Raw genomic sequence first — 20,192 nt, forward strand, 5'->3', positions numbered from 1 at the left:
ACACTCATGCTACTGTGAGTGTTTTTTATTATACATATAAAAAAGCGGTATTTCTGTATTAGAAATACCGCTTTTTACTAGCTAATTTGTGCAACTGTTAATGCTGCAGCACGGATGTCTACAGTTCCAATTAACTGGACTGGTACAATTTGAATTAAGTCACCAGGGTTTAAGTTAATCAGAATAACACCGCTGGATACGTCTACTTCACCAGTACCAATAACGTTAGAACGAACCGCTGTACCTGATCCAGGAATAATGTTAGCTGGTGTACCTAATGATAAGAAGAAACGACCAGCTTCTGGTGCAACAGGTGAGTTATCAAGACTAATTGTTAATGTATAACTGATTTGATAAATACCAGCTCGTAGAATTCGAATGCCATCTCCGACACTTACTGTATCATTTATTACAGGAACAGGAATATTTGGATTTGGGCTTACGCTAGGTAATAGTAGTGGTGTAAATAGTGAAGCGAACTGAGGTGCAGACGCGTTGAAAGCAAAACCGAAGGCAGGTAGTGTACTAGCTGGTTTTGCCTCGCAATCAATTTTCGTAAATTCGCAATCAGAAGAGAACATGTTTTTCACTCCTTTATCTGTTTCTACTTTCAGTTAATGAAAAGGACAGGTTCTATGTTCTAGACAAGTTCCCAATTTTAAGAAATTTACATAATAATACTCTTTAAGCATGGATTGGGTGGCAGATAATTCTGCCACCCAATCCATGCTTAACTCATTATTTAGTTTTAAATCGTAACATCACGTAAGCATTGAATAGCGCAGAAGCAACTTAAATCAACAGTAAGACAAGTGTTAGTCGATATTAATCTTGCATTTGGTACAGCTAAAAATGTACAGATTGGATCGTCAGTAGGTGGTACAGGAGAGGTATCACCTAATACTACACTTAATACACGTAGTACAGCACAATCATCATCATCTATACTCTCGACACGGAAAATTGGAGAGCGGCAGCTAGTAAGGCTGGCAGATGGCGCGAATGCTTCAAAAGGTACTCCAGCTTTTGTGTATAAAATAAAAGGACGTGTATTTGCTACGGATGCACTATTATGTGCACCTAAAAATGGAACTTCGCAACCCGATCCACATGTCGTGGTTGCGCATTCTTGTAATTCATGTATAAAACGAACGACATTTGATACACAGTTGAAATCACAATCGTGATGATGATGATGGTCTTCGTTACAATTGCAGCTCATTATGTTCACTCCTTCTCGTGAGTTCTGACATACACTATTACAATATGAATGAGATATGGTTGATATTACGTTAATTATCATGATGAAAACAGGGAATTTATATAGGAGGGATGTACATAATGCAATATAAAAAAAGACATCCTTATTTAGTGGATGTCTTTTCAGGTAAATCCTTTCGTACAGTGTACAAAAAACGAGATATATCTAATTTTTTTCCTCTGAAAAATTGCGGAGAGGAAATGTACAGTTCTTCTTTTGCGCGTGTAATTGCGACATAAAGTAGTCGGCGTTCTTCTTCTAAAGCTTCAGAAGTCTCTGTAACACGATCATTTGCATCTTTTAAAGAAGAAGTATGGGGCAGAATACCATCGCTTGCTCCCAGTAAAAAGACACATGGAAATTCAAGGCCCTTTGCGTTATGAATAGACATAAGTGAAACAGCATCTTTTTGCGGCATTGTTTTTAATGCTTCCATTTCTTTTTGCCCTTGAATTGCTTCATCAATAAATTGTAAATAAGCTGGAATGTCGGTGAAACGATTTGCTGACTCCATTAATTCTTCTAACATTTCTTCTTGTATATCTTTATGCATCGTAAAGGAAGAACGATCGTTACTTTGTAAGTACTCTAAATACTTTCCTTTACCATGAATAATTTCTTTTAAAGCTTTTTTCGGTTCTAATTCTTTTATAAATTTAATAAAATCGATACGCTCATTTACCTTTTTCACTTGAAAAGGTTTTAAGCTAGGATTTAATAATAAGAAATGAAGAAGAGAAGGGAAACGGCCTTCACCATATTTCCATTGTTCACGTTCAATAAATGAAATACAATCATCACGCCCGATATACATCGTTGGCAATATATTTGAAAGTGATTCCAATCGAAACGGATCAATTACGAGTCGTAAATGATCTAATACAGGCTTAATTAAAGAATGTTCATAAAATGACTGACTCGCACCGTGTTTAATGAACGGGATTTTATGAATGGTAAGCTGATCAAGTAACGAACGACTTACGGAATGTGTGCGATATAGTAAACAAAAATCTTTATAATTTCTTTCACCACTATCTACTTTTTCTTGAATGAGCTGCAAAATTTGATTTGCTTCATCAAGAGTCGTAGCCGGTCTTGCATAAAAAGGTTGTACACCTTCTTCACGAACAGAATATAGCTCTTTATCAAACCGTTCTTGATTTAGTTTGATAACTTCATTTCCAAGTCCGACAATAAAAGGATTGGATCGATAATTCGTATTAAGGGCGATAATCGTAGTGTTATCAAATTCTTTTGGAAAAGATAAAATAATTTGGTGACTTGCTCCTCGCCAACCGTATATAGCTTGATCGTCATCACCTGCGATAAATAAATTATTTCTTGGCGAAGCTAACAATTTTACAATTTCATATTGAGCATACGATGTATCTTGGAACTCATCTACTTCAATATAGTGGAAACGTTGTTGTAATTGGGTAAGCAAAGGAGCGTTATTTTCTAACATATAATATGTTTCTAATAAGATATCATCGAAGTCGATATAATTATATCGTTGTTTCACTTCTTCAAAACGCTCGTATACTTCTTTAAATTCTTGTTCAACGGGTGTTTTTGCTTTTACATCTTTCGGACGATTCAACTTGTTTTTCTCAAGTGAAATCATCGCGAGCATCGTTTCAGCATCATAAGCGTCTTTTAAACGCAATTCTTTTAAAATTTTCTTTATCATAATTTGTTTATGTTTTTCGTTTGCTAAAATTTGCTGATTATATCCTTGACTACGAAGCAATTTTAAAAAGACAGAGTGGAACGTACCAGCAACAACGTAGCTACTTGCCGCATGATTCATACCTGGTAAATTCGCTACACGATTTCGGATTTCTTCAGCCGCTTTTTGTGTAAATGTAAGCAATAAAATATTTCGCGGATGAACTTGTTTCACATTTACTAAATAACCTACGCGAGTTGTTAAAACAGATGTTTTCCCGCTTCCGGCACCAGCTAATGTAAGAACAGGACCTTCTGTCGTTCGAACGGCCTCTAATTGTTTTTCGTTTAAAAATACATTTTGTTGTTCGAGAGCGCGGAAATACGCCGCATCTGCATCTTCTTCCATAATTAAATGGGTAGATGTTTTCGGAATATGATATGTTGCACGTGGAATATCAGCGTGCGTTAATGATTTTTGTGAAAATTTTTCTTGTGTCATATATTCACCTTCAAAACTATAGCATCAACATTTAACTTTAGCGGAAGAAAAAGAAAATAGCAATGTAAAAAACAGGAGGGGATACCTCCTGTTTTCAAATTACAATTCTTTTATCATAACGATGTGAGGAATATTTGCTTCCATAAATACATCAGAACTCGTTACATATCCAAGTTTCTTATAGAAATCTTCTGCATGTGTTTGGGCATGCAGCTTCAATTTTGGTAGCGAGTTTTCCTTGGCATACGCTTCAAGTGCATCCATAACAATTTTTCCAATGCCTTTTTTACGATGGGAAGCTAGTACGCAAATGCGTTCCATTTTTCCTATTCCATCAATGGTGCGAAAACGTCCAGCACCAACGGGAACATCATTATCATATATAACAACGTGTATGGAAGTTTCTTCAAACTCATCATACTCTTCTTCGGCAGAAACTTGCTGTTCCTTCACAAATACTTGCTTACGTACAGAGAATGCATCTCTTAGTTGTTCGTCCGTTTGTACGATCTGTGCATGCAAATTAGTTGTTCCCCTTTCCAAGGCGGAATGTTTCGTGTACAGTCCATGTTCCATTTTCTAATTGATATAGAAGGTGGAAGCGGTCAATTGGTTGTTCGTAATAGAAATCTTTCATACGTAATCGACCTAGTACATCAGCATGCTCTGCATCTGATAAGCCTTGTCCAATTGTTAAATGAGGTACAAAAGCGTATTCGCGTTCTTGTGTAAAGAATCCGCTATGCATTTCCTCATTTAAGAAAGTAAGTTCAGGTGTTTTTTCTACTTTAAAATAAATAACATTATTAACAGGTGCGAATGAACCAACTTTTCCAACATGAAGGGTGAAAGGGTTCGTTTTACTTGCGATTGTATGTAACTCGTTTACAATCGATTCTAATTGTTCATCTTGCGTCTCAAAGGGTGTTTTCAATGTAATATGTGGCGGAACTAATGCGTAGTGCGGATCATAACGTTTACGCAATCCGTTCGCTTTATCTTGAATCATTTTAGATGGAAAAATTACAATGCCTAATTTCATGTTCCAATTCCTCCCTTTGTAAGTCTAGTTAGATTTTGAGAAAATAACTCTCTTACTCTATTATATCAAATTATTCTGAATACTGCTCTCTATTATTTCATTGATAGCATATGAGAGAAAGCTTTCGGTAAATCAGTTTGCCAATATTTCCACGTATGATTACCTTCAAACTCCTCGTAATGCGTGATGAAATTTCTATCTATCAGAAGCGTATGAAGCTCACGGTTCGGCCCTACGAAATCAGATACTTGTCCATCCGTGCGCTTTACAGCTGTTTCTTCTGTCCCAATAACGTGATAAAGCTCTAGTGCCTCCGGATTTTTGAAGTCTTTTGCTAAGTTCATTACTGTTTCATCCACAAATGGTGATTGCATAACAACTTTACCGAATGTATGCGGATACATAAGTGCAGTCATAAAGGAAACTGTTCCGCCAAGAGAGTCACCAATTAACACGCGACCTTTTCCCATTTGGTACGTTGGATAATTTTCATCGATATATGGCGCAAGTTCATGAGCAAGGAAACGAATATAAGCAGCGTTTTTTACTTCGTTTGGGAAATATTTTTCTTTACGATCGTGTACATTTTTATATGGAATACCGACAATAATTGTACGGTCAATTTCTTCAGTTTCACGAAGGCGCTCAATTACACGGTGTGCTTTACCAAGCTGAAAATAATCTCTGCCATCTTGTGCAATGACCACTGTATGTTTGTGCAGCGGTGTGTAATTTACCGGTAAGTAAATGAGAAGTGTAACATCTTCTTGAAGTGATGCACTATAAAATGAAATCTCTTCAATTCTCCCAATTGTTTGATTCATGTAGATCCCCCTAAATAAAAATTTACTGTAATAGTTGTAAGAGCGACGCTTGTAGTGAAAAAGAAAGAAATATTCACTAATAGGTGCTTTCGTTTCTATTTTACCATAATGGTACGAAGAATCTAAAAAATTAGTATTTAAGTTAGGGAAGAAAACGGATATAATGAAGTGGGATTTTTGACAGGTGAGAGGGGAGACGGAATTTGAAACAAGAAAGGTCAATCGCGCTACCATTAGCTATTTCCATTATAGCCATTTCATTCGCAGCAGTTTTTGTAAAGATGTCCTCGGCACCATCTTCCATATTAAGTATGTATCGATTATGGATTATTGTACTTCTTATGCTGCCTATCGTTTGGAAAAAACAGGAAGAGTTTAGTGAGATTCAAATAAAAGATTGGGGATTTTTAATTGGATCTGGTTTCTTTTTAGCACTTCATTTTCTTTTATGGTTTGAATCTTTAAAGCATACAACAGTTGCGAGTTCGACGATTATTTTAGCGCTTCAACCAATCGTATCTTTAGTTGGAGGTTTTTTCTTATTTAAAGAAAGAACAACATACTCAGCCATTGCGACAATGGGAATTGCGATATTAGGTGTAGTGTGTATTGGTTGGGGAGATTTAGGACTAAGTGAACAAGCAATTTATGGCGATATATTATCCTTTTTAAGTGTAATAGCAGTTGTCGGTTATTTATTTATCGGCCAAACGACAGTAAAGAAAGTATCACACTGGATTTACAGCTTTACAGTCTTTGCATTCGCCGGTATTTTTATGGGGATTTATAATATAGTATTGCAAGTGCCTTTTATAGGTTATACAAAGTGGGATTGGATCGTTTTTCTTTTACTTGCGGTCGTGCCGACAGTGTCACACGTCATTAATAATTGGTTATTAAACTACGTAAATGCAACAACAATTTCGATGAGTATTTTAGGGGAACCAGTTGGAGCATCTATACTAGCGTTCTTCTTACTTGGGGAAAGATTAAATGCTATGCAAATGATCGGTAGCATACTCGTATTGTTTGGTGTATCTGTTTTCTTATTGCAGCAACAAAAAAGAACAGCAAAAAATGTCGTAAACGAGCCTGTTTATACACAGGAATTATAATGTTAAGAGAGAAAAGAGAAGTTGTGATACTTCTCTTTTTGTTTTATAGAAATACGGGCGTAGAAGGGGGAGGGAAATGGAGTTTCCATCAAAAAAAGATACATGGTTATATCCGATTTTTTTCGTTGTCATGGGAGCGTGTTTTGCTCCCATATTTGCAGGAAGAGAATATTTTCTTTTGTTTTTCACAATCCCATTATCTATCTTATTGATGTGGAGTTGGTTTTCAACAAAATACATTGTTGGAGAAGAAACAATTACTATTAGATCCGGTTTCGTGAAAAAGTGCATATTGATACGAGATATAAAACAAATTTCAAATACGAAAAATCCAATAGCAGCTTATGCATTGTCACTTGATCGACTTGAAATTGTTTATGGATCACATCAAACAGAAATTATTTCTCCTAAAGATAAAGAGCAATTTATCAATCTCGTTACAAGTAAAAATCCACACATTGAAATAAAGTAAAAGAGTGGCTTCATAGCCACTCTTTTACTTTGGGTTTGTCATATAAGGTTGTACATGAATGATGCATAGGTCCCTGAACTTACCTTCAGCAGTTGTAACAATTACGACTGCTCTACCTGCACTTTTTCCAGTAATCGTTACTGTATCACCTTTTGGATACAGTGTGATAACATCAGCATTCATATTTGTCCAAATAAGTTCGTTATTGGTTGCTTGTACTGGCAAAACAGTGGCGGACAACTCAGTGCTTTGGCCAGTTCTTATTTTCAACTTATTTTTTTCCATATGAACACCGATGACTGAAATAACAGAAGGAGCGATTGAAATTTTAGGTGGATTAGGTTGTATGTTCAAACAAGACGCAGAAGTATTGGTGATAGGTGAAAATTTTCGTGTTTGTTGTTGCTGGAAAGCTGCTAACATGTTGGAGTCCCCTTTCTGTATAAGTGCTGATAGTATTACTATAAAGGAGTAGTGTTACGTTTAATTTAACGAAACATAAAGAAATTGTTAAATTCGAGCAGAAGATTGTCGAACATTGATAAATTGCAAATTTAATTAGTTCTTTACCAATCGGGCAGTTATTTCCCACCTAGCTCCTTCGTATTCGCCGAATTTTGAGGTGTGAGTCTTATTGCCAACAAATAGCGGGATAAAAAGAAAGCTCTGCTATCATAACAGCAGAGCTTTTCCTTTATAGATTATCACTATGTTGTTTTTCGAAATTCTCAAATTGCTCTTCAATTTCTTTTGAAGGCTGTGTTAGTAAACTAACAATTACGATTACTAGTAAACTAATAGTGAAACCAGGAATCATTTCATATAAGAATTCTTTTAAGAATTTGAATTGAGTCCAAATAATGACTGTAGCGGCACCAGAAATCATACCAGCAAGTGCGCCCCACTTCGTCATACGTTTCCAGTATAAGCTTAATAAAATAGCAGGTCCGAATGAAGAGCCAAATCCAGCCCAAGCGTATCCAACAAGAGCTAAAATCGTATCATTTTGTTTAAACGCTAATGCACATCCAACTAATGCAATAACAAGAACAGCCATACGGCCGACAAATACAAGCTCTTTATCAGAAGCAGAACGTTTAAAGAAAGTACGATATAAGTCTTCAGTTATGGCACTAGAAGTAACGAGTAACTGAGATGAGATTGTACTCATAATTGCTGCTAAAATAGCGGCTAATAAAAATCCAGTAATAAGCGGGTGGAATAAAATTTTTCCCAGTTCAAGGAAAATTGTCTCTGGATTGGATAGCTTTAATCCTTTGTCTGAGTAGTATGCAATACCGATAAGACCAGTAAACATAGCTCCAACAACAGAGAAAATCATCCAGCTCATACCAATTCGTCTTGCACTTTTAATTTCTTTTACAGAAGAAATTGCCATAAATCGTACGATAATATGTGGTTGTCCAACATAACCAAGGCCCCATGCGAATAATGAAATAATACCTAATACAGAAGTGCCTTTAAAAATGTCTAATAATGTTGGATCAATTGATTTAATTGTGCTAAATGCTGGACCAAGCCCATTTACATTCATAATTGTAACAGTAGGAACAAGAATAAGAGCAATTACCATAATGATTCCTTGCACGAAGTCTGTCCAACTTACTGCCAAGAAACCACCAAATAACGTGTAAGCAACAACAACGCCTGCAACAATGAATAATCCAACATGGTAGTTCATACCAAATGAATTTTCAAATAATACAGCGCCTGAAACTAATCCTGAAGCTACATAAAAAGTAAAGAAAATCATAATAACAAGTCCAGATACTAAGCGTAGCATATGGGATTTGTCTTGGAATCGGTGTTCCAAAAATTCTGGGATAGTAATAGAGTTGTTTGCAATTTCTGAGTAGGTACGTAAGCGAGGAGCGACATATAGCCAGTTTGCGTATGCGCCTAGTGTTAGGCCGATCGCAATCCAACTACTACTTAATCCAACGCTAAACATTGCACCCGGTAAGCCCATTAAAAGCCAACCACTCATATCGGATGCTCCAGCACTTAATGCTGTTACTGCGGGGCCTAGTGTACGCCCGCCAAGCATATAATCTGTTAAGTTGGATGTTCGTTTATAGGCGAAATAGCCAATCACTAACATCCCGAGCATGTAAATAGAGATAGAAGTTAAAGTTAACATCTGCGTACTCATGTAGTTCCCCTTCCTTTTGTCATGTCTTTTGATGCGTTATGCATATTTATCCCGCATTAACGGGCAGTAAAACTCCCACCTTAAAATCGGCTGGGCAAGGAAGTTAGGTGGGAGATCAACTGCCCGTAAATGCCCGATTGGTCCAACTAATAATCAGTGGGGGATGAACAAAATCCCCACTGATTAAAGTTTCACTTTATAATCTATCATGATTATTCTGAAAAATCCATACAGAAATATGAATTTTCAGAAATGTAAGCGTTTTTCGATGTCATTTTACTTTTTTAATATATAATATTCATACAAAAAACCTTATTTTTAATAGAGTATTTATTATATTTACATAAAAAGAGGTTGTTTTGTCAATATAATATTGAAAGGAGAGAAAAATAAAATTTTTTAAAAAGTATTGACTTGTGAAAAAAGTTAGGTCTATAATGAGTGCAACTTAAAAAAATGCAAGCGTTGATGAAGAAGAGTACACATGATGAACATGTCAGAGAGCTGATGGTTGGTGCGAATCAGTATGGAATTGATGTGGAATGGGCTTCGGAGCTTCCAAACCGAAACGAAAGAAGTAGGCTTTGGCGACATGATCTCATCGATACAAGAGACACGTATTGTTTTTGATACGGTAAAGTGCGTTACGTTCGTAACGAATTAAGGTGGCACCACGGGAGTACCCGTCCTTTCTATAGGATGAGTACTCCCTTTTTGTGTATAAAAAATTAAATAAATGAAATCGTTTAAGTAAGAAGAGTACGTATATTGGAGACGTTACAGAGAGCCGGGGATAGGTGGGAGCCCGGTGCGGTGCCATATACGGAATGGGCTTACGAGAGGTATGCTGAACAATTATTTTCAGTAGGCAACCCGGGTTCCGCCGTTACAAGGATAAGGTATAAATTTTGTACCTGAACAAAGCGGGATGCTTTTGCATCCAACACGAGGTGGTACCGCGGTATATTTATCGTCCTCTACATATTTTCGATATGTAGAGGACTTTTTTATTTTTCAGGGCGAGGTGAAGGACATGATGACGAAAGAAGAATTTATAAAACAAAAAAGAGAGAGAAAGACATTTTTAGTAATCGCTGAAGAAGAAGGAGATAGCATTACGCCAATTTCTTTATATAGACGTATGAAAGGGAAGAAGAAATTCTTATTAGAAAGTTCACAGCTTCATCAAGATAAAGGGCGTTATTCTTACTTAGGATGTAATCCGTATGGGGAAGTGAAAAGCATTGGTACGGAAGTGGAACGAACGATTTACGGCAGGGCAGAAAAGTTGCAAAGTAACGTACTTCAAGTGTTAGAAGAAGTGATCGCGTCAGCTCAAGTAGATAGTCCATTTCCATTTTGCGGTGGAGCAGTTGGTTATATTGGCTATGACGTCATTCGGCAATATGAAAACATTGGAGCAGATTTACATGATCCATTGAATATTCCAGAAGTACACCTTTTACTATACCGTGAGTTTATCGTGTATGACCACTTACGCCAAAAGTTGTCGTTTGTATATGTATGCAGGGAAGATGATTCAGCAGATTATGAAGAAGTATACGAAAGGCTGCAAGTATACAAAGAGGAAGTGCTACAGGGAGAAGAAGCGGAAGTAGCTGAAATAAGATCAACATTATCATTCACTTCTTCTATAACGGAAAGAGAATTTTGCGTGATGGTAGAAACGGCGAAAGAACATATCGGGGCCGGGGACATATTTCAAGTTGTATTATCTCAGCGTTTGCAAAGCGAATGTATTGGAGATCCATTCGCGTTATATCGAAAACTTCGAATTGCCAATCCATCACCATATATGTTTTATATCGATTTTCAAGATTATGTTGTACTCGGTTCTTCGCCAGAAAGTTTGTTATCGGTAAGGGAGGATAAAGTAATGACGAATCCAATTGCCGGTACGAGACCGAGAGGGAAAACGAAGGAGGAAGATACGGAGATTGAAAAAGAACTGTTAGAAAATGAGAAAGAGCGAGCGGAGCATATGATGCTTGTAGATCTAGGGCGAAATGATATTGGTAGAGTGAGTGAAATCGGCTCAGTTACGATAGATAAATATATGAAAGTAGAAAAATATTCTCACGTTATGCACATTGTATCTGAAGTTTACGGAACATTGCGAAAACGAATGAGCGGATTTGATGCATTAGCGTATTGCTTACCAGCGGGGACGGTATCAGGTGCTCCGAAAATTAGAGCGATGGAAATTATAAATGAGCTAGAGAATGAAAAAAGAAATGTGTACGCCGGTGCAGTTGGATATGTTAGTTTTTCAGGAGATATTGATATGGCGCTCGCCATTCGAACGATGGTCGTAAAGGATGAAAAAGCATACGTTCAGGCAGGAGCGGGCATCGTTTACGATTCAGATCCAGTAGCTGAATATGAAGAAACATTAAATAAAGCGAGAGCGCTATTGGAGGTAATGAAATGATTGTACTGATCGATAATTATGATTCATTCACATATAACTTGTATCAACTATTAGGCGAATACGAAGAAGAGATTGTTGTCGTAAGAAATGATCAAATAACGATAGAACAATTAGAAGAAATGAAGCCGAAAGGAATTGTGCTTTCACCAGGACCAGGAAAACCAGAGGATGCTGGCATTTGTATTGAAGTGATTCATCATTTTTATAAGAACGTTCCCATATTAGGTATTTGCCTTGGTCATCAAGCAATTATATCAGCGTTTGGAGGAGAGATTGTAAGAGCAGAGCGCATTAAACACGGAAAAACATCGCGTGTGAAACATAACGGAACGTCAATCTTTTCATATGTGACGCAGCCGCTAACAGCGATGCGCTACCATTCTCTTGTTGCAGCACAAACGAGCTTGCCACAGTGTTTTGACATATTAGCGACAGCGATGGACGATGGAGAAATAATGGCAGTTCGTCACAATTATTATCCGCTCTTCGGATTACAGTTTCATCCGGAATCAATCGCGACAGAAGAAGGCGGAAAGTTAATACGTGCCTTTTTAGGCGAAGTGAAAGAGGAGGAAAGAGTATGAATAACTATCTTCGTAAATTGGTGGAGGGACAACATTTAACAGAAGAGGAAATGTATAAAGCGGGGCTTCTTTTATTAAATGAAAACATATTGGAAAGTGAAATTGCAGCTTTCTTAGTCTTACTGAAAGCGAAAGGTGAAACGGCAGAAGAAATATACGGTCTCGTTCGAGCTCTTCGCGAAAAGGCATTACCGTTTTCGAATCATATACAAGGCGCGATGGACAATTGCGGGACAGGTGGTGACGGTGCCCAAACGTTTAATATTAGCACAACATCAGCATTTGTACTGGCAGGAGCTGACGTAAAGGTTGCAAAACATGGTAATCGTGCTGTTTCTAGTAAAACAGGAAGTGCAGATTTATTAGAAGAACTCGGTGTAAATATTAGTAGTACGCCAAACGAAATTGATTATTTATTAGAGCATGTCGGAATCGCATTTTTATTCGCACCAGCGATGCATCCAGCATTAAAGCGCATTATGAAAATAAGAAAAGAATTAAACGTTCCGACGATCTTTAACTTAATTGGACCGTTAACGAATCCGGTGAATTTAGAAACACAATTTGTCGGCATTTATAAACGAGATATGTTACTACCAGTTGCGCAAGTACTACAGAAACTAGGAAGAAAACAAGCACTTGTCGTAAACGGAAGTGGGTTTTTAGATGAAGCATCATTGCAAGGAGAAAATCATGTTGTCATTTTAAAAGATAATGAAATAGTAGAAACGAGTATTGAACCTGAGAAATATGGATTCTCAATAGTGAAAAACGAAGAGATTAGAGGAGGGAATTCGAAAGAAAATGCAAAGATTACGCTCGGAGTATTAAGCGGAGAAAAGAGTGTTTACCGTGATACTGTTTTATTCAATGCAGGGCTTGCTCTTTTCGCAAATGGAAAAGCAAAGACGATTGAAGAAGGAATAACACTCGCAGCACATAGCATTGACTCTGGAAAAGCATTAGCGAAACTAAACTTATTAATTGCAGCAAGTAACGAAAAATTAGAAAGGGTGAATTAAAGTGGGGACGATTTTAGACAAAATTGTAGATCAAAAGAAAAAGGAAGTTGCGGCATTATATGAAACATATACACCAGTAAAAGAAAAAAGAAAAACGCGCTCACTTGTAAAGGCTCTAGAGCAATTTACTGTCATTGCAGAAGTAAAGCGAGCATCACCATCAAAAGGAGATATTAATTTACATGTTGATGTACGAAAACAAGTGAAGGCATATGAAGAATGCGGCGCTGGTGCAGTTTCTGTTTTAACAGACGGTCAATTTTTTAAAGGATCATTTTATGATTTACAAACGGCAAGAGAAGAAAGTAGCATTCCGCTTTTATGTAAAGATTTCATAATCGATAAGATTCAAATTGATAGAGCGTATGAAGCTGGTGCAGATATTATTTTACTAATCGTAGCGGCGTTAACGAAAGAGAAATTAAAAGAGTTGTATAGCTACGTACTAGAAAAAGGGTTAGAAGCGATTGTTGAAGTTCATGATGAACAGGAATTAGAAATTGCAATTCAATTCAATCCGCACGTTATCGGTATTAACAACCGTAATTTAAAAACATTCGAAGTCGATTTAAGTCAAACAGAAAAGCTTGGAAAACGATTAAATGAGGAGAAATTACTTTGGATTAGTGAGAGCGGGGTTCATTCAAAAGAAGACATGATCCGCGTTAAACGAGCTGGGGCAAAAGGTGTACTAGTTGGAGAAGCGCTTATGACATCGTCTTCTATTCATACCTTTTTTGAAGATTGTAAGGTGAACATATGAAAGTGAAAATTTGCGGGATCACTGATATGGAAACAGCAAAACGTGCTTGCGAATACGGAGCTGATGCACTCGGATTTGTTTTTGCAGAAAGTAAGAGAAAAATTACTCCAGGGCTAGCGAAAGAAATCATTCAGGAACTTCCAGCCAACGTGTTAAAAATCGGTGTTTTCGTAAATGAATCAGTAGAAGTAATCCAGAAAATTACAGAGAATTGCGGGTTAACACATGTGCAACTACATGGGGACGAAGATAATCATCAGATTAGAAGATTGAATATTCCGTCTATAAAAGCGCTCGGAGTAACTTCAGAGATTGATATGAAAAATGCTCAAGCATATAAAACGGATTATATATTGTTTGATAGCCCAAAAGAAAGGTTTCACGGAGGAAATGGAAAGAAATTTTCATGGGAACTACTCGCACATATGTCAAAAGAGTTGCGAGAGAAAACGATATTAGCTGGTGGATTAAATGCTCTTAATATAGAAGAAGCAATTCGAACTGTTCGGCCATATATGGTCGATGTGAGCAGCGGAGTAGAGACAGAAGGAAAGAAAGATGTAGAGAAAATAAAACAATTTATTATAAAAGCGAAGGAGTGTTCTAAATGAACTACGCATATCCAGATGAAAAAGGTCACTACGGTATATACGGAGGACGATACGTTCCAGAAACGTTAATGCAATCTGTATTAGAACTAGAAGAAGCATATAAAGAGGCAATGGAAGATGAAGAGTTTCAAAAGGAATTAAATCATTATTTAAAAACGTATGTCGGAAGAGAAACGCCGCTTTATTTCGCTGAGAATATGACGAAGTATTGCGGTGGTGCAAAGATTTATTTAAAACGTGAAGATTTGAACCATACAGGAGCTCATAAAATTAATAATACAATCGGTCAGGCACTTCTTGCGGTGCGAATGGGCAAGAAAAAAGTTGTCGCTGAAACAGGAGCTGGACAACACGGAGTTGCAACAGCTACTGTATGTGCCCTTCTCGGTTTAGAATGCGTCATTTTTATGGGAGAAGAAGATGTAAGACGTCAAAAATTAAATGTGTTCCGAATGGAATTACTCGGAGCGAAAGTAGAAAGTGTAGCAGCAGGTAGCGGTACATTAAAAGATGCGGTAAACGAGGCGCTTCGCTACTGGGTTTCACATGTGCATGATACGCACTACATTATGGGATCTGTTCTCGGACCACATCCATTCCCGCAAATTGTCCGTGATTTCCAAAGTGTAATTGGAAATGAAACGAAAAAACAATATGAAGCATTAGAAGGAAAGTTACCAGAAGCAGTCGTTGCTTGTATTGGCGGTGGTAGTAATGCGATGGGTATGTTTTATCCGTTCGTACACGATGAAGAAGTTGCTCTTTACGGCGTAGAAGCAGCTGGAAAAGGAGTTCATACAGAAAAGCATGCAGCTACTTTAACGAAAGGAAGCGTTGGCGTTCTCCACGGATCGATGATGTATCTTCTGCAAAATGAAGAAGGACAAATTCAAGAAGCTCACTCTATTTCGGCGGGACTTGATTACCCTGGTGTTGGGCCAGAACATAGCTTGCTAAAAGATATTGGCCGCGTTTCTTATCATTCCATTACTGATGATGAAGCGTTAGAAGCATTTCAATTATTAACGAAAAAAGAAGGAATTATCCCGGCGTTAGAAAGCTCGCATGCTGTCGCGTACGCTTTAAAATTAGCGCCGCAAATGAAGAAAGACGAAGGGCTTGTCATTTGTTTATCTGGCCGCGGTGATAAAGATGTAGAGAGTATAAAACGTTATATGGAAGAGGTGTAAACAATGGGAGTAGAAAAAATGAAAGCAGCATTTGAAAATGGCAAGAAAGCATTTATTCCGTACGTAATGGGCGGAGATGGTGGCCTTGAAAAATTAAAAGAAAGAATTCGTTTTCTTGATGAAGCAGGAGCAAGCATCGTTGAAATTGGTATCCCGTTTTCAGATCCAGTCGCAGATGGCCCAACGATTCAAAGAGCAGGGAAACGAGCGCTAGATGGCGGTGTAACATTAAAGGGCATTTTTCAAGCGTTAGCAGAAGTAAGAAAAGAAGTACAAATTCCTTTTGTACTCATGACATACTTAAATCCAGTACTTGCATTCGGAAAAGAACACTTCATTGAGAGATGCTTAGAAGCAGGTGTGGACGGTATTATCGTTCCAGACTTACCGTATGAAGAACAAGATATTATTGCACCGCTTCTCCGAACTGCAAATATCGCTTTAATCCCACTCGTTACCGTTACGAGCCCAATTGAGCGAATCGAGAAAATTACGAGTGAATCAGAAGGGTTCGTCTACGCTGTTACAGTAGCAGGCGTAACAGGCGTACGTCAAAACTTTAAAGAGGAGATTCATAGTTACTTAGAAAAAGTAAAATCACATACGCATTTACCGGTAGTGGCAGGGTTCGGTATTTCAACAAAGGAACATGTAGAAGAAATGATTACAATATGTGACGGGGTTGTCGTTGGAAGTAAAATTATTGAACTGTTAGAAAATGAAAAACGAGAAGAAATATGTGAATTCATACAGGCAACAAAACAAAAAGAAGAGGCATAAGTCTCTTCTTTTTGTTTTCCACAATAAATGTTAAAATATACAGAAAATACATATAATTTAGAGGGTGAGAAAGCATGCTAAGACGGAAACTATTATATCTACTTCTAACTGTACCACTATACGCTTGGCTCATTAGCATGACAAAAATAGAGTTGATGGCTCTATTTTTAGGATATGTATTCATCTTTTCAAACTTAAATCGCATTCAAAAGCAATCTATTTTAGAAATATGTATATTTTCGATTAGTATAGAATTATTTAGTATCGTTTCAATTGTATTATTAAATGAATTATTTGGATGTATCCATTCATTTGAATTAATAAAATTTGGGGATGTTGTATTGCAAGTCATATGTGCTTATATTGTGTTTGTTGTGTTAGACAAAATAATTGGGCAGCAGACAGTTTTTCAGGATAATAGAAAATGGGAGTGATTAAAAAAGGAGCCGTTCGGTTCCCTTTTTTGTATCTGTTGCAAAAACAATTGAAAAAAATCATATCTGTTATATAATAGTTAAAAATTGTATTTTAAACGAAAAGAGATGATAACATGGCCATATTGTTGGCACTTATCCCAATTATGATGATTTTCATTTGTTTATTTTTATTTAAACAAACGTCATTAAGGTCCTCGTTAATTTCTTATGCTGTGTCTGTTGGAATCGTTTTACTCTCGCCAATGTTTCAATTAGGGATAAGTGAAACTGTGCACGCAACGATTAAAGGATGGTTAATTTGTTTTATTGTCGGGTACGTTTTATTTTTCGGTATTTTTTTATTTCACCTCATGAACAAAATGGGGTACATCGACCAAGTAGCGCGTTTTTTAGAAGAAGTGACGCAAGATCGTTTATTACAAATGCTTCTTATGTGCTTTGGTATTTGCCCACTAATTGAATCGGTAAGTGGATTCGGAATTGGTTTTATGGTTGCAGCACCTATTTTTCTTTCATTAGGTTATAAACCGTTCCAAGCTGTACTGCTCTCGTTTATCGGCTTACTAGCTAGTTCATGGGGGGCAATGGCAACTGGTACGATTATCGGTTCGCAACTTATCAATATGCCGCTTACAACACTCGGTACAAATACAGCGCTATTAAGTATCCCGATGTTTGCTTATTTCGTCATTCTTTCTTTACACGTTGTTGGCGGCTGGCAGGCGGTTATTGAAAAGTGGAAGGAAGGATTCGGTTTCTTTCTATTATTTTCTCTCGGAATCTATCTTTCTAACGCATACGTAAGTGTTGAACTAGCAGGTATACTAAGTTCTATCGTTACGATTACATTTGGCTTTCTTATCATTAAATTAAAAGGAAAAAGTGGGCAAAATCTTATAACAGAGCATGCGGCTGCAACGGAGAGAGAAGTATCTATTATAAAAATTATTAGCCCTTATATATTTCTAACAGTTTGTATTTTACTTTCTCGCCTCGTTCCAGCATTACATGATTTGTTCAGATCATATGTGGTTCTTGATTTGAAATCATACTCTTACAAACTAGAGTTACTATATTCACCAGGATTTTGGCTCGGTATGACTTGCTTATTTACTATTATTTTCTTCCGCATCCCGTCTAATATTATTAAACAATCACTCTCACAAACGATCAAACAATGGATTCCTTTTGCGATTACGACGACAATGTTTATCGCCATTTCAGAATTAATGGGTGCATCTGGCATGCATTCATTACTGGCAAAAACGGCTGGTGAAACATTTGGAACATTTTTCGTTTTCGTTGCTCCGTTTATCGGTGGTATCGGTGGCTTTTTAACAGGTAGTAATGCAGGCTCAAATGCGATGTTCATAAAACTACAAATGCAAACGGCGCAAAATGTAGCACTCCCGTGGCAATACGTCACAACATTGCAAAACACCGCATCATCAGTAGCGACGATCGCTTGCCCGTCACGGATTACACTAGGTGCGTATTTATGTAACATTCCGTATCGTGAAAATGAACTATTAAAGAAGACGACGTTAATGATTTTTGGTGCGGTGTTGCTTATAGTGGTAGAGGTTGTTGTTTGGTATATGTTGAGAAATTAAAAATCCTCCTGACATAGGAGGATTTTTGTTATGAGTGGATAATGTTTTAAATATGAAAAGCTTCTACTAAATGAATAGGAGATGAAATGTATGCCCCTAAAAAACTACGGCGTGTTAAAAGGTACAGTTATACAATCTAAAATCGGAAAAGGGAAAACTCCTCATTATCAAGTTCATTTACAAGGTGAAGCAGAAGTAGATTATCGTATTGCAATTAACGTAAAGTCGCAAAGTTATCCGTCAGAAATTTTATATTTTGCAAGCGACAATATTCGGTCAGAGGCGATTCATATTTTACCGACATTGCCATTTGGTTTTACAGAAATAAAAAACAATGAACCGAAAGTAGCTTTAGACTACGTAAGAGGTAATTTATTTGATTCCAAGCAAATGATTCCTTTACCTGCTGAAAAAGCAGGAGTGGATAATGATTTAAATGAAAAAATAGAACGTTATATAAAACAAGCAATAGAAGAAAAAGCAATTATTTACGCGTTCGGTGAAAGATGGGGACCAGAAGAAAATACACCCGATTCTTACTTTCATTTCGAACCAGGAAACGGGATACACGATATTCACATGAATCAAGGGAATGTAGAAAAATGGAAAGGTGATAATGGTATATGGCAAGACGGAGGAATACTCATTCACTTTGAAAAGGAAGAAGAATGGATTGGTATCTTTCTTGCATTCCAATCACAGTCATGGTGTACCGATGAAGAAGGGCATGCTCGTGTGCCTGTTGAGCATTGTGATTATAAGGGAAATAACTGATGAAAAGAGCTAGTTCGATATGAACTGGCTCTTTTCGTTGTAAATAAGATATATGGCAACCAGTATTTTATCTTATAATATTAAACCATTCTTTATAAGATGTTTCACTGTGCGCTCCCTCAATTCTATTTTTTTCTTTCCCGTTTCTATACTCAACGATTGTAGGGACTGCTTCTATCCTAAAATTATCCCATTCCTCTATAGGGTATTCCCCTAAATTTATTACTTTCATTGGGATATTTTTATCTTTTGCCATTGGTACAATAATTGGGCTAACTTGCTCACAGTATAGGCAACCTTCCTTATAAAAATATATAACATGCTTTTCATTATTAATTAGGTCTGCCTTTAGTTGTTTAATTGAAATCGAATTTTGATAATAATTCCCGTCCTGTATCTTACTAACTTCAAGTTCCTGATTTTTATTCCCTTTTTGCACAAAAAATATACCAGACAGAATTGAAATGATTACAAGACTAAACAGTATCATTTTTTTCATCGTTACACCACTTTTGCTAAATATATTGATTCCTTTTGAAAAATGAAGAGCCACCCATAAGTGAATTTCTAGGAAGCTCCTCATTTATTAATCATATATCATACATTCACTCACTTGTTCTATTTTTGAATATATAAAATAAAACATTTAAAACACCCAAAATAAATATAGTAAATATCATATATAAGCTTGTTCCATCTATCTCAACTTGGTATTCATCTACTATAAATCCAGACATTACATATAAGAGACCCGCTATCAATATACAAATCCCAGAAATACTAAATACATATAGAGTATTGATTTTTTTACAATTTATCAAAATTAAATACGAAAGAGCTATTAAGATACCAATCAGCACCTTAAATACGGGTCTTAATTCTGTGAAAATTTGAATATCCAAGTATATT

22 protein-coding genes and 2 other annotated features are annotated in these 20,192 nt (G+C 36.7%); of the genes, 12 read left to right on the forward strand and 10 right to left on the reverse strand.

The window, feature by feature from the left end; translation table 11 throughout:
- Window positions 1-77 precede the first annotated feature (77 nt).
- The 6 genes from exsF to NLJ82_RS06390 form a co-directional block, all read right to left on the reverse strand.
- Window positions 78-581 (reverse strand): exosporium protein ExsF, encoded by a 504-nt coding sequence (gene exsF, locus NLJ82_RS06365; RefSeq protein WP_000492930.1) that lies wholly within the window; start codon window positions 579-581, stop codon window positions 78-80.
- Between the two features lie 167 nt (window positions 582-748).
- Window positions 749-1,222, reverse strand: coding sequence for a spore coat protein CotY (cotY, locus tag NLJ82_RS06370; RefSeq protein ID WP_001277709.1), 474 nt, complete (start codon window positions 1,220-1,222; stop codon window positions 749-751).
- 142 nt (window positions 1,223-1,364) lie between these two features.
- On the reverse strand, window positions 1,365-3,431 hold the full coding sequence (locus NLJ82_RS06375; protein ID WP_000191166.1) for an ATP-dependent helicase: 2,067 nt from the start codon (window positions 3,429-3,431) through the stop codon (window positions 1,365-1,367).
- Window positions 3,432-3,530: 99 nt separating this feature from the next.
- The gene (locus tag NLJ82_RS06380; protein WP_000543275.1) at window positions 3,531-3,953 is read right to left on the reverse strand and encodes a GNAT family N-acetyltransferase; all 423 of its coding nucleotides are present in this window, start codon (window positions 3,951-3,953) and stop codon (window positions 3,531-3,533) included.
- A 1-nt stretch (window position 3,954) separates the two neighbouring features.
- Window positions 3,955-4,473: a YjcG family protein gene (locus NLJ82_RS06385; protein WP_000765876.1), complete on the reverse strand. Its 519-nt coding sequence runs from the start codon at window positions 4,471-4,473 to the stop codon at window positions 3,955-3,957.
- A gap of 92 nt (window positions 4,474-4,565) precedes the next feature.
- Entirely contained in the window at window positions 4,566-5,297 is a 732-nt protein-coding gene (locus tag NLJ82_RS06390) for an alpha/beta hydrolase (RefSeq protein ID WP_001076839.1), read from the reverse strand.
- Between the two features lie 203 nt (window positions 5,298-5,500).
- Between NLJ82_RS06390 and NLJ82_RS06395 the strand changes: the two genes are divergently transcribed.
- Window positions 5,501-6,412 carry a DMT family transporter gene (locus NLJ82_RS06395; RefSeq protein WP_000808257.1) on the forward strand — a complete coding sequence of 304 codons (912 nt, stop codon included), beginning with the start codon at window positions 5,501-5,503 and terminating at the stop codon, window positions 6,410-6,412.
- A 76-nt stretch (window positions 6,413-6,488) separates the two neighbouring features.
- Window positions 6,489-6,884 (forward strand): PH domain-containing protein, encoded by a 396-nt coding sequence (locus tag NLJ82_RS06400; protein ID WP_000395650.1) that lies wholly within the window; start codon window positions 6,489-6,491, stop codon window positions 6,882-6,884.
- Window positions 6,885-6,908: 24 nt separating this feature from the next.
- On the opposite strand, the gene NLJ82_RS06405 is transcribed toward NLJ82_RS06400, so the two are convergent.
- Window positions 6,909-7,307 (reverse strand): Ig-like domain-containing protein, encoded by a 399-nt coding sequence (locus NLJ82_RS06405; protein WP_000878719.1) that lies wholly within the window; start codon window positions 7,305-7,307, stop codon window positions 6,909-6,911.
- 271 nt (window positions 7,308-7,578) lie between these two features.
- A complete protein-coding gene (gene putP / locus NLJ82_RS06410) occupies window positions 7,579-9,057 on the reverse strand; it encodes a sodium/proline symporter PutP (protein WP_000107220.1) in 1,479 nt (492 codons plus the stop codon).
- Between the two features lie 456 nt (window positions 9,058-9,513).
- Window positions 9,514-9,751 (forward strand) — a binding site (T-box leader).
- A gap of 42 nt (window positions 9,752-9,793) precedes the next feature.
- Window positions 9,794-10,038 (forward strand) — a binding site (T-box leader).
- A 52-nt stretch (window positions 10,039-10,090) separates the two neighbouring features.
- Between putP and trpE the strand changes: the two genes are divergently transcribed.
- The 10 genes from trpE to NLJ82_RS06460 all read left to right on the forward strand — a co-directional run bounded on the left by trpE (window position 10,091) and on the right by NLJ82_RS06460 (window position 19,283).
- The gene (trpE, locus tag NLJ82_RS06415) at window positions 10,091-11,509 is read left to right on the forward strand and encodes an anthranilate synthase component I (protein ID WP_001993793.1); all 1,419 of its coding nucleotides are present in this window, start codon (window positions 10,091-10,093) and stop codon (window positions 11,507-11,509) included.
- On the forward strand, window positions 11,506-12,093 hold the full coding sequence (locus NLJ82_RS06420; RefSeq protein ID WP_000636343.1) for an aminodeoxychorismate/anthranilate synthase component II: 588 nt from the start codon (window positions 11,506-11,508) through the stop codon (window positions 12,091-12,093). Before trpE ends, NLJ82_RS06420 begins: the two co-directional genes overlap by 4 nt.
- Complete coding sequence (gene trpD, locus NLJ82_RS06425) at window positions 12,090-13,115, forward strand: anthranilate phosphoribosyltransferase (protein ID WP_001067336.1); 1,026 nt, start codon at window positions 12,090-12,092, stop codon at window positions 13,113-13,115. The genes NLJ82_RS06420 and trpD overlap by 4 nt, the downstream gene beginning before the upstream one ends.
- A 1-nt stretch (window position 13,116) precedes the next feature.
- Complete coding sequence (trpC, locus tag NLJ82_RS06430; protein WP_000536686.1) at window positions 13,117-13,878, forward strand: indole-3-glycerol phosphate synthase TrpC; 762 nt, start codon at window positions 13,117-13,119, stop codon at window positions 13,876-13,878.
- Entirely contained in the window at window positions 13,875-14,489 is a 615-nt protein-coding gene (gene trpF / locus NLJ82_RS06435) for an N-(5'phosphoribosyl)anthranilate isomerase (RefSeq protein WP_000865101.1), read from the forward strand. Before trpC ends, trpF begins: the two co-directional genes overlap by 4 nt.
- Complete coding sequence (gene trpB, locus NLJ82_RS06440; protein ID WP_001105012.1) at window positions 14,486-15,679, forward strand: tryptophan synthase subunit beta; 1,194 nt, start codon at window positions 14,486-14,488, stop codon at window positions 15,677-15,679. The genes trpF and trpB overlap by 4 nt, the downstream gene beginning before the upstream one ends.
- Before the next feature lie 3 nt (window positions 15,680-15,682).
- Window positions 15,683-16,459, forward strand: a complete 777-nt coding sequence (gene trpA, locus NLJ82_RS06445) for a tryptophan synthase subunit alpha (protein ID WP_000537853.1) — start codon at window positions 15,683-15,685, stop codon at window positions 16,457-16,459.
- 74 nt (window positions 16,460-16,533) lie between these two features.
- Window positions 16,534-16,893, forward strand: a complete 360-nt coding sequence (locus tag NLJ82_RS06450; protein ID WP_000946154.1) for a DUF4029 domain-containing protein — start codon at window positions 16,534-16,536, stop codon at window positions 16,891-16,893.
- A 116-nt stretch (window positions 16,894-17,009) separates the two neighbouring features.
- The gene (locus tag NLJ82_RS06455; RefSeq protein WP_000996248.1) at window positions 17,010-18,509 is read left to right on the forward strand and encodes an L-lactate permease; all 1,500 of its coding nucleotides are present in this window, start codon (window positions 17,010-17,012) and stop codon (window positions 18,507-18,509) included.
- A 90-nt stretch (window positions 18,510-18,599) separates the two neighbouring features.
- Window positions 18,600-19,283, forward strand: coding sequence for a DUF2278 family protein (locus tag NLJ82_RS06460; protein ID WP_001128583.1), 684 nt, complete (start codon window positions 18,600-18,602; stop codon window positions 19,281-19,283).
- A gap of 67 nt (window positions 19,284-19,350) precedes the next feature.
- On the opposite strand, the gene NLJ82_RS06465 is transcribed toward NLJ82_RS06460, so the two are convergent.
- Window positions 19,351-19,782 (reverse strand): thioredoxin family protein, encoded by a 432-nt coding sequence (locus tag NLJ82_RS06465; RefSeq protein WP_000738240.1) that lies wholly within the window; start codon window positions 19,780-19,782, stop codon window positions 19,351-19,353.
- Between the two features lie 106 nt (window positions 19,783-19,888).
- Window positions 19,889-20,185 carry a hypothetical protein gene (locus tag NLJ82_RS06470; RefSeq protein ID WP_000354355.1) on the reverse strand — a complete coding sequence of 99 codons (297 nt, stop codon included), beginning with the start codon at window positions 20,183-20,185 and terminating at the stop codon, window positions 19,889-19,891.
- Between the last annotated feature and the right edge of the window lie 7 nt (window positions 20,186-20,192).

Origin of the sequence: Bacillus paranthracis (genome assembly GCF_024296885.1) — a bacterium.
In the GTDB taxonomy this organism is placed as follows: domain Bacteria; phylum Bacillota; class Bacilli; order Bacillales; family Bacillaceae_G; genus Bacillus_A; species Bacillus_A paranthracis.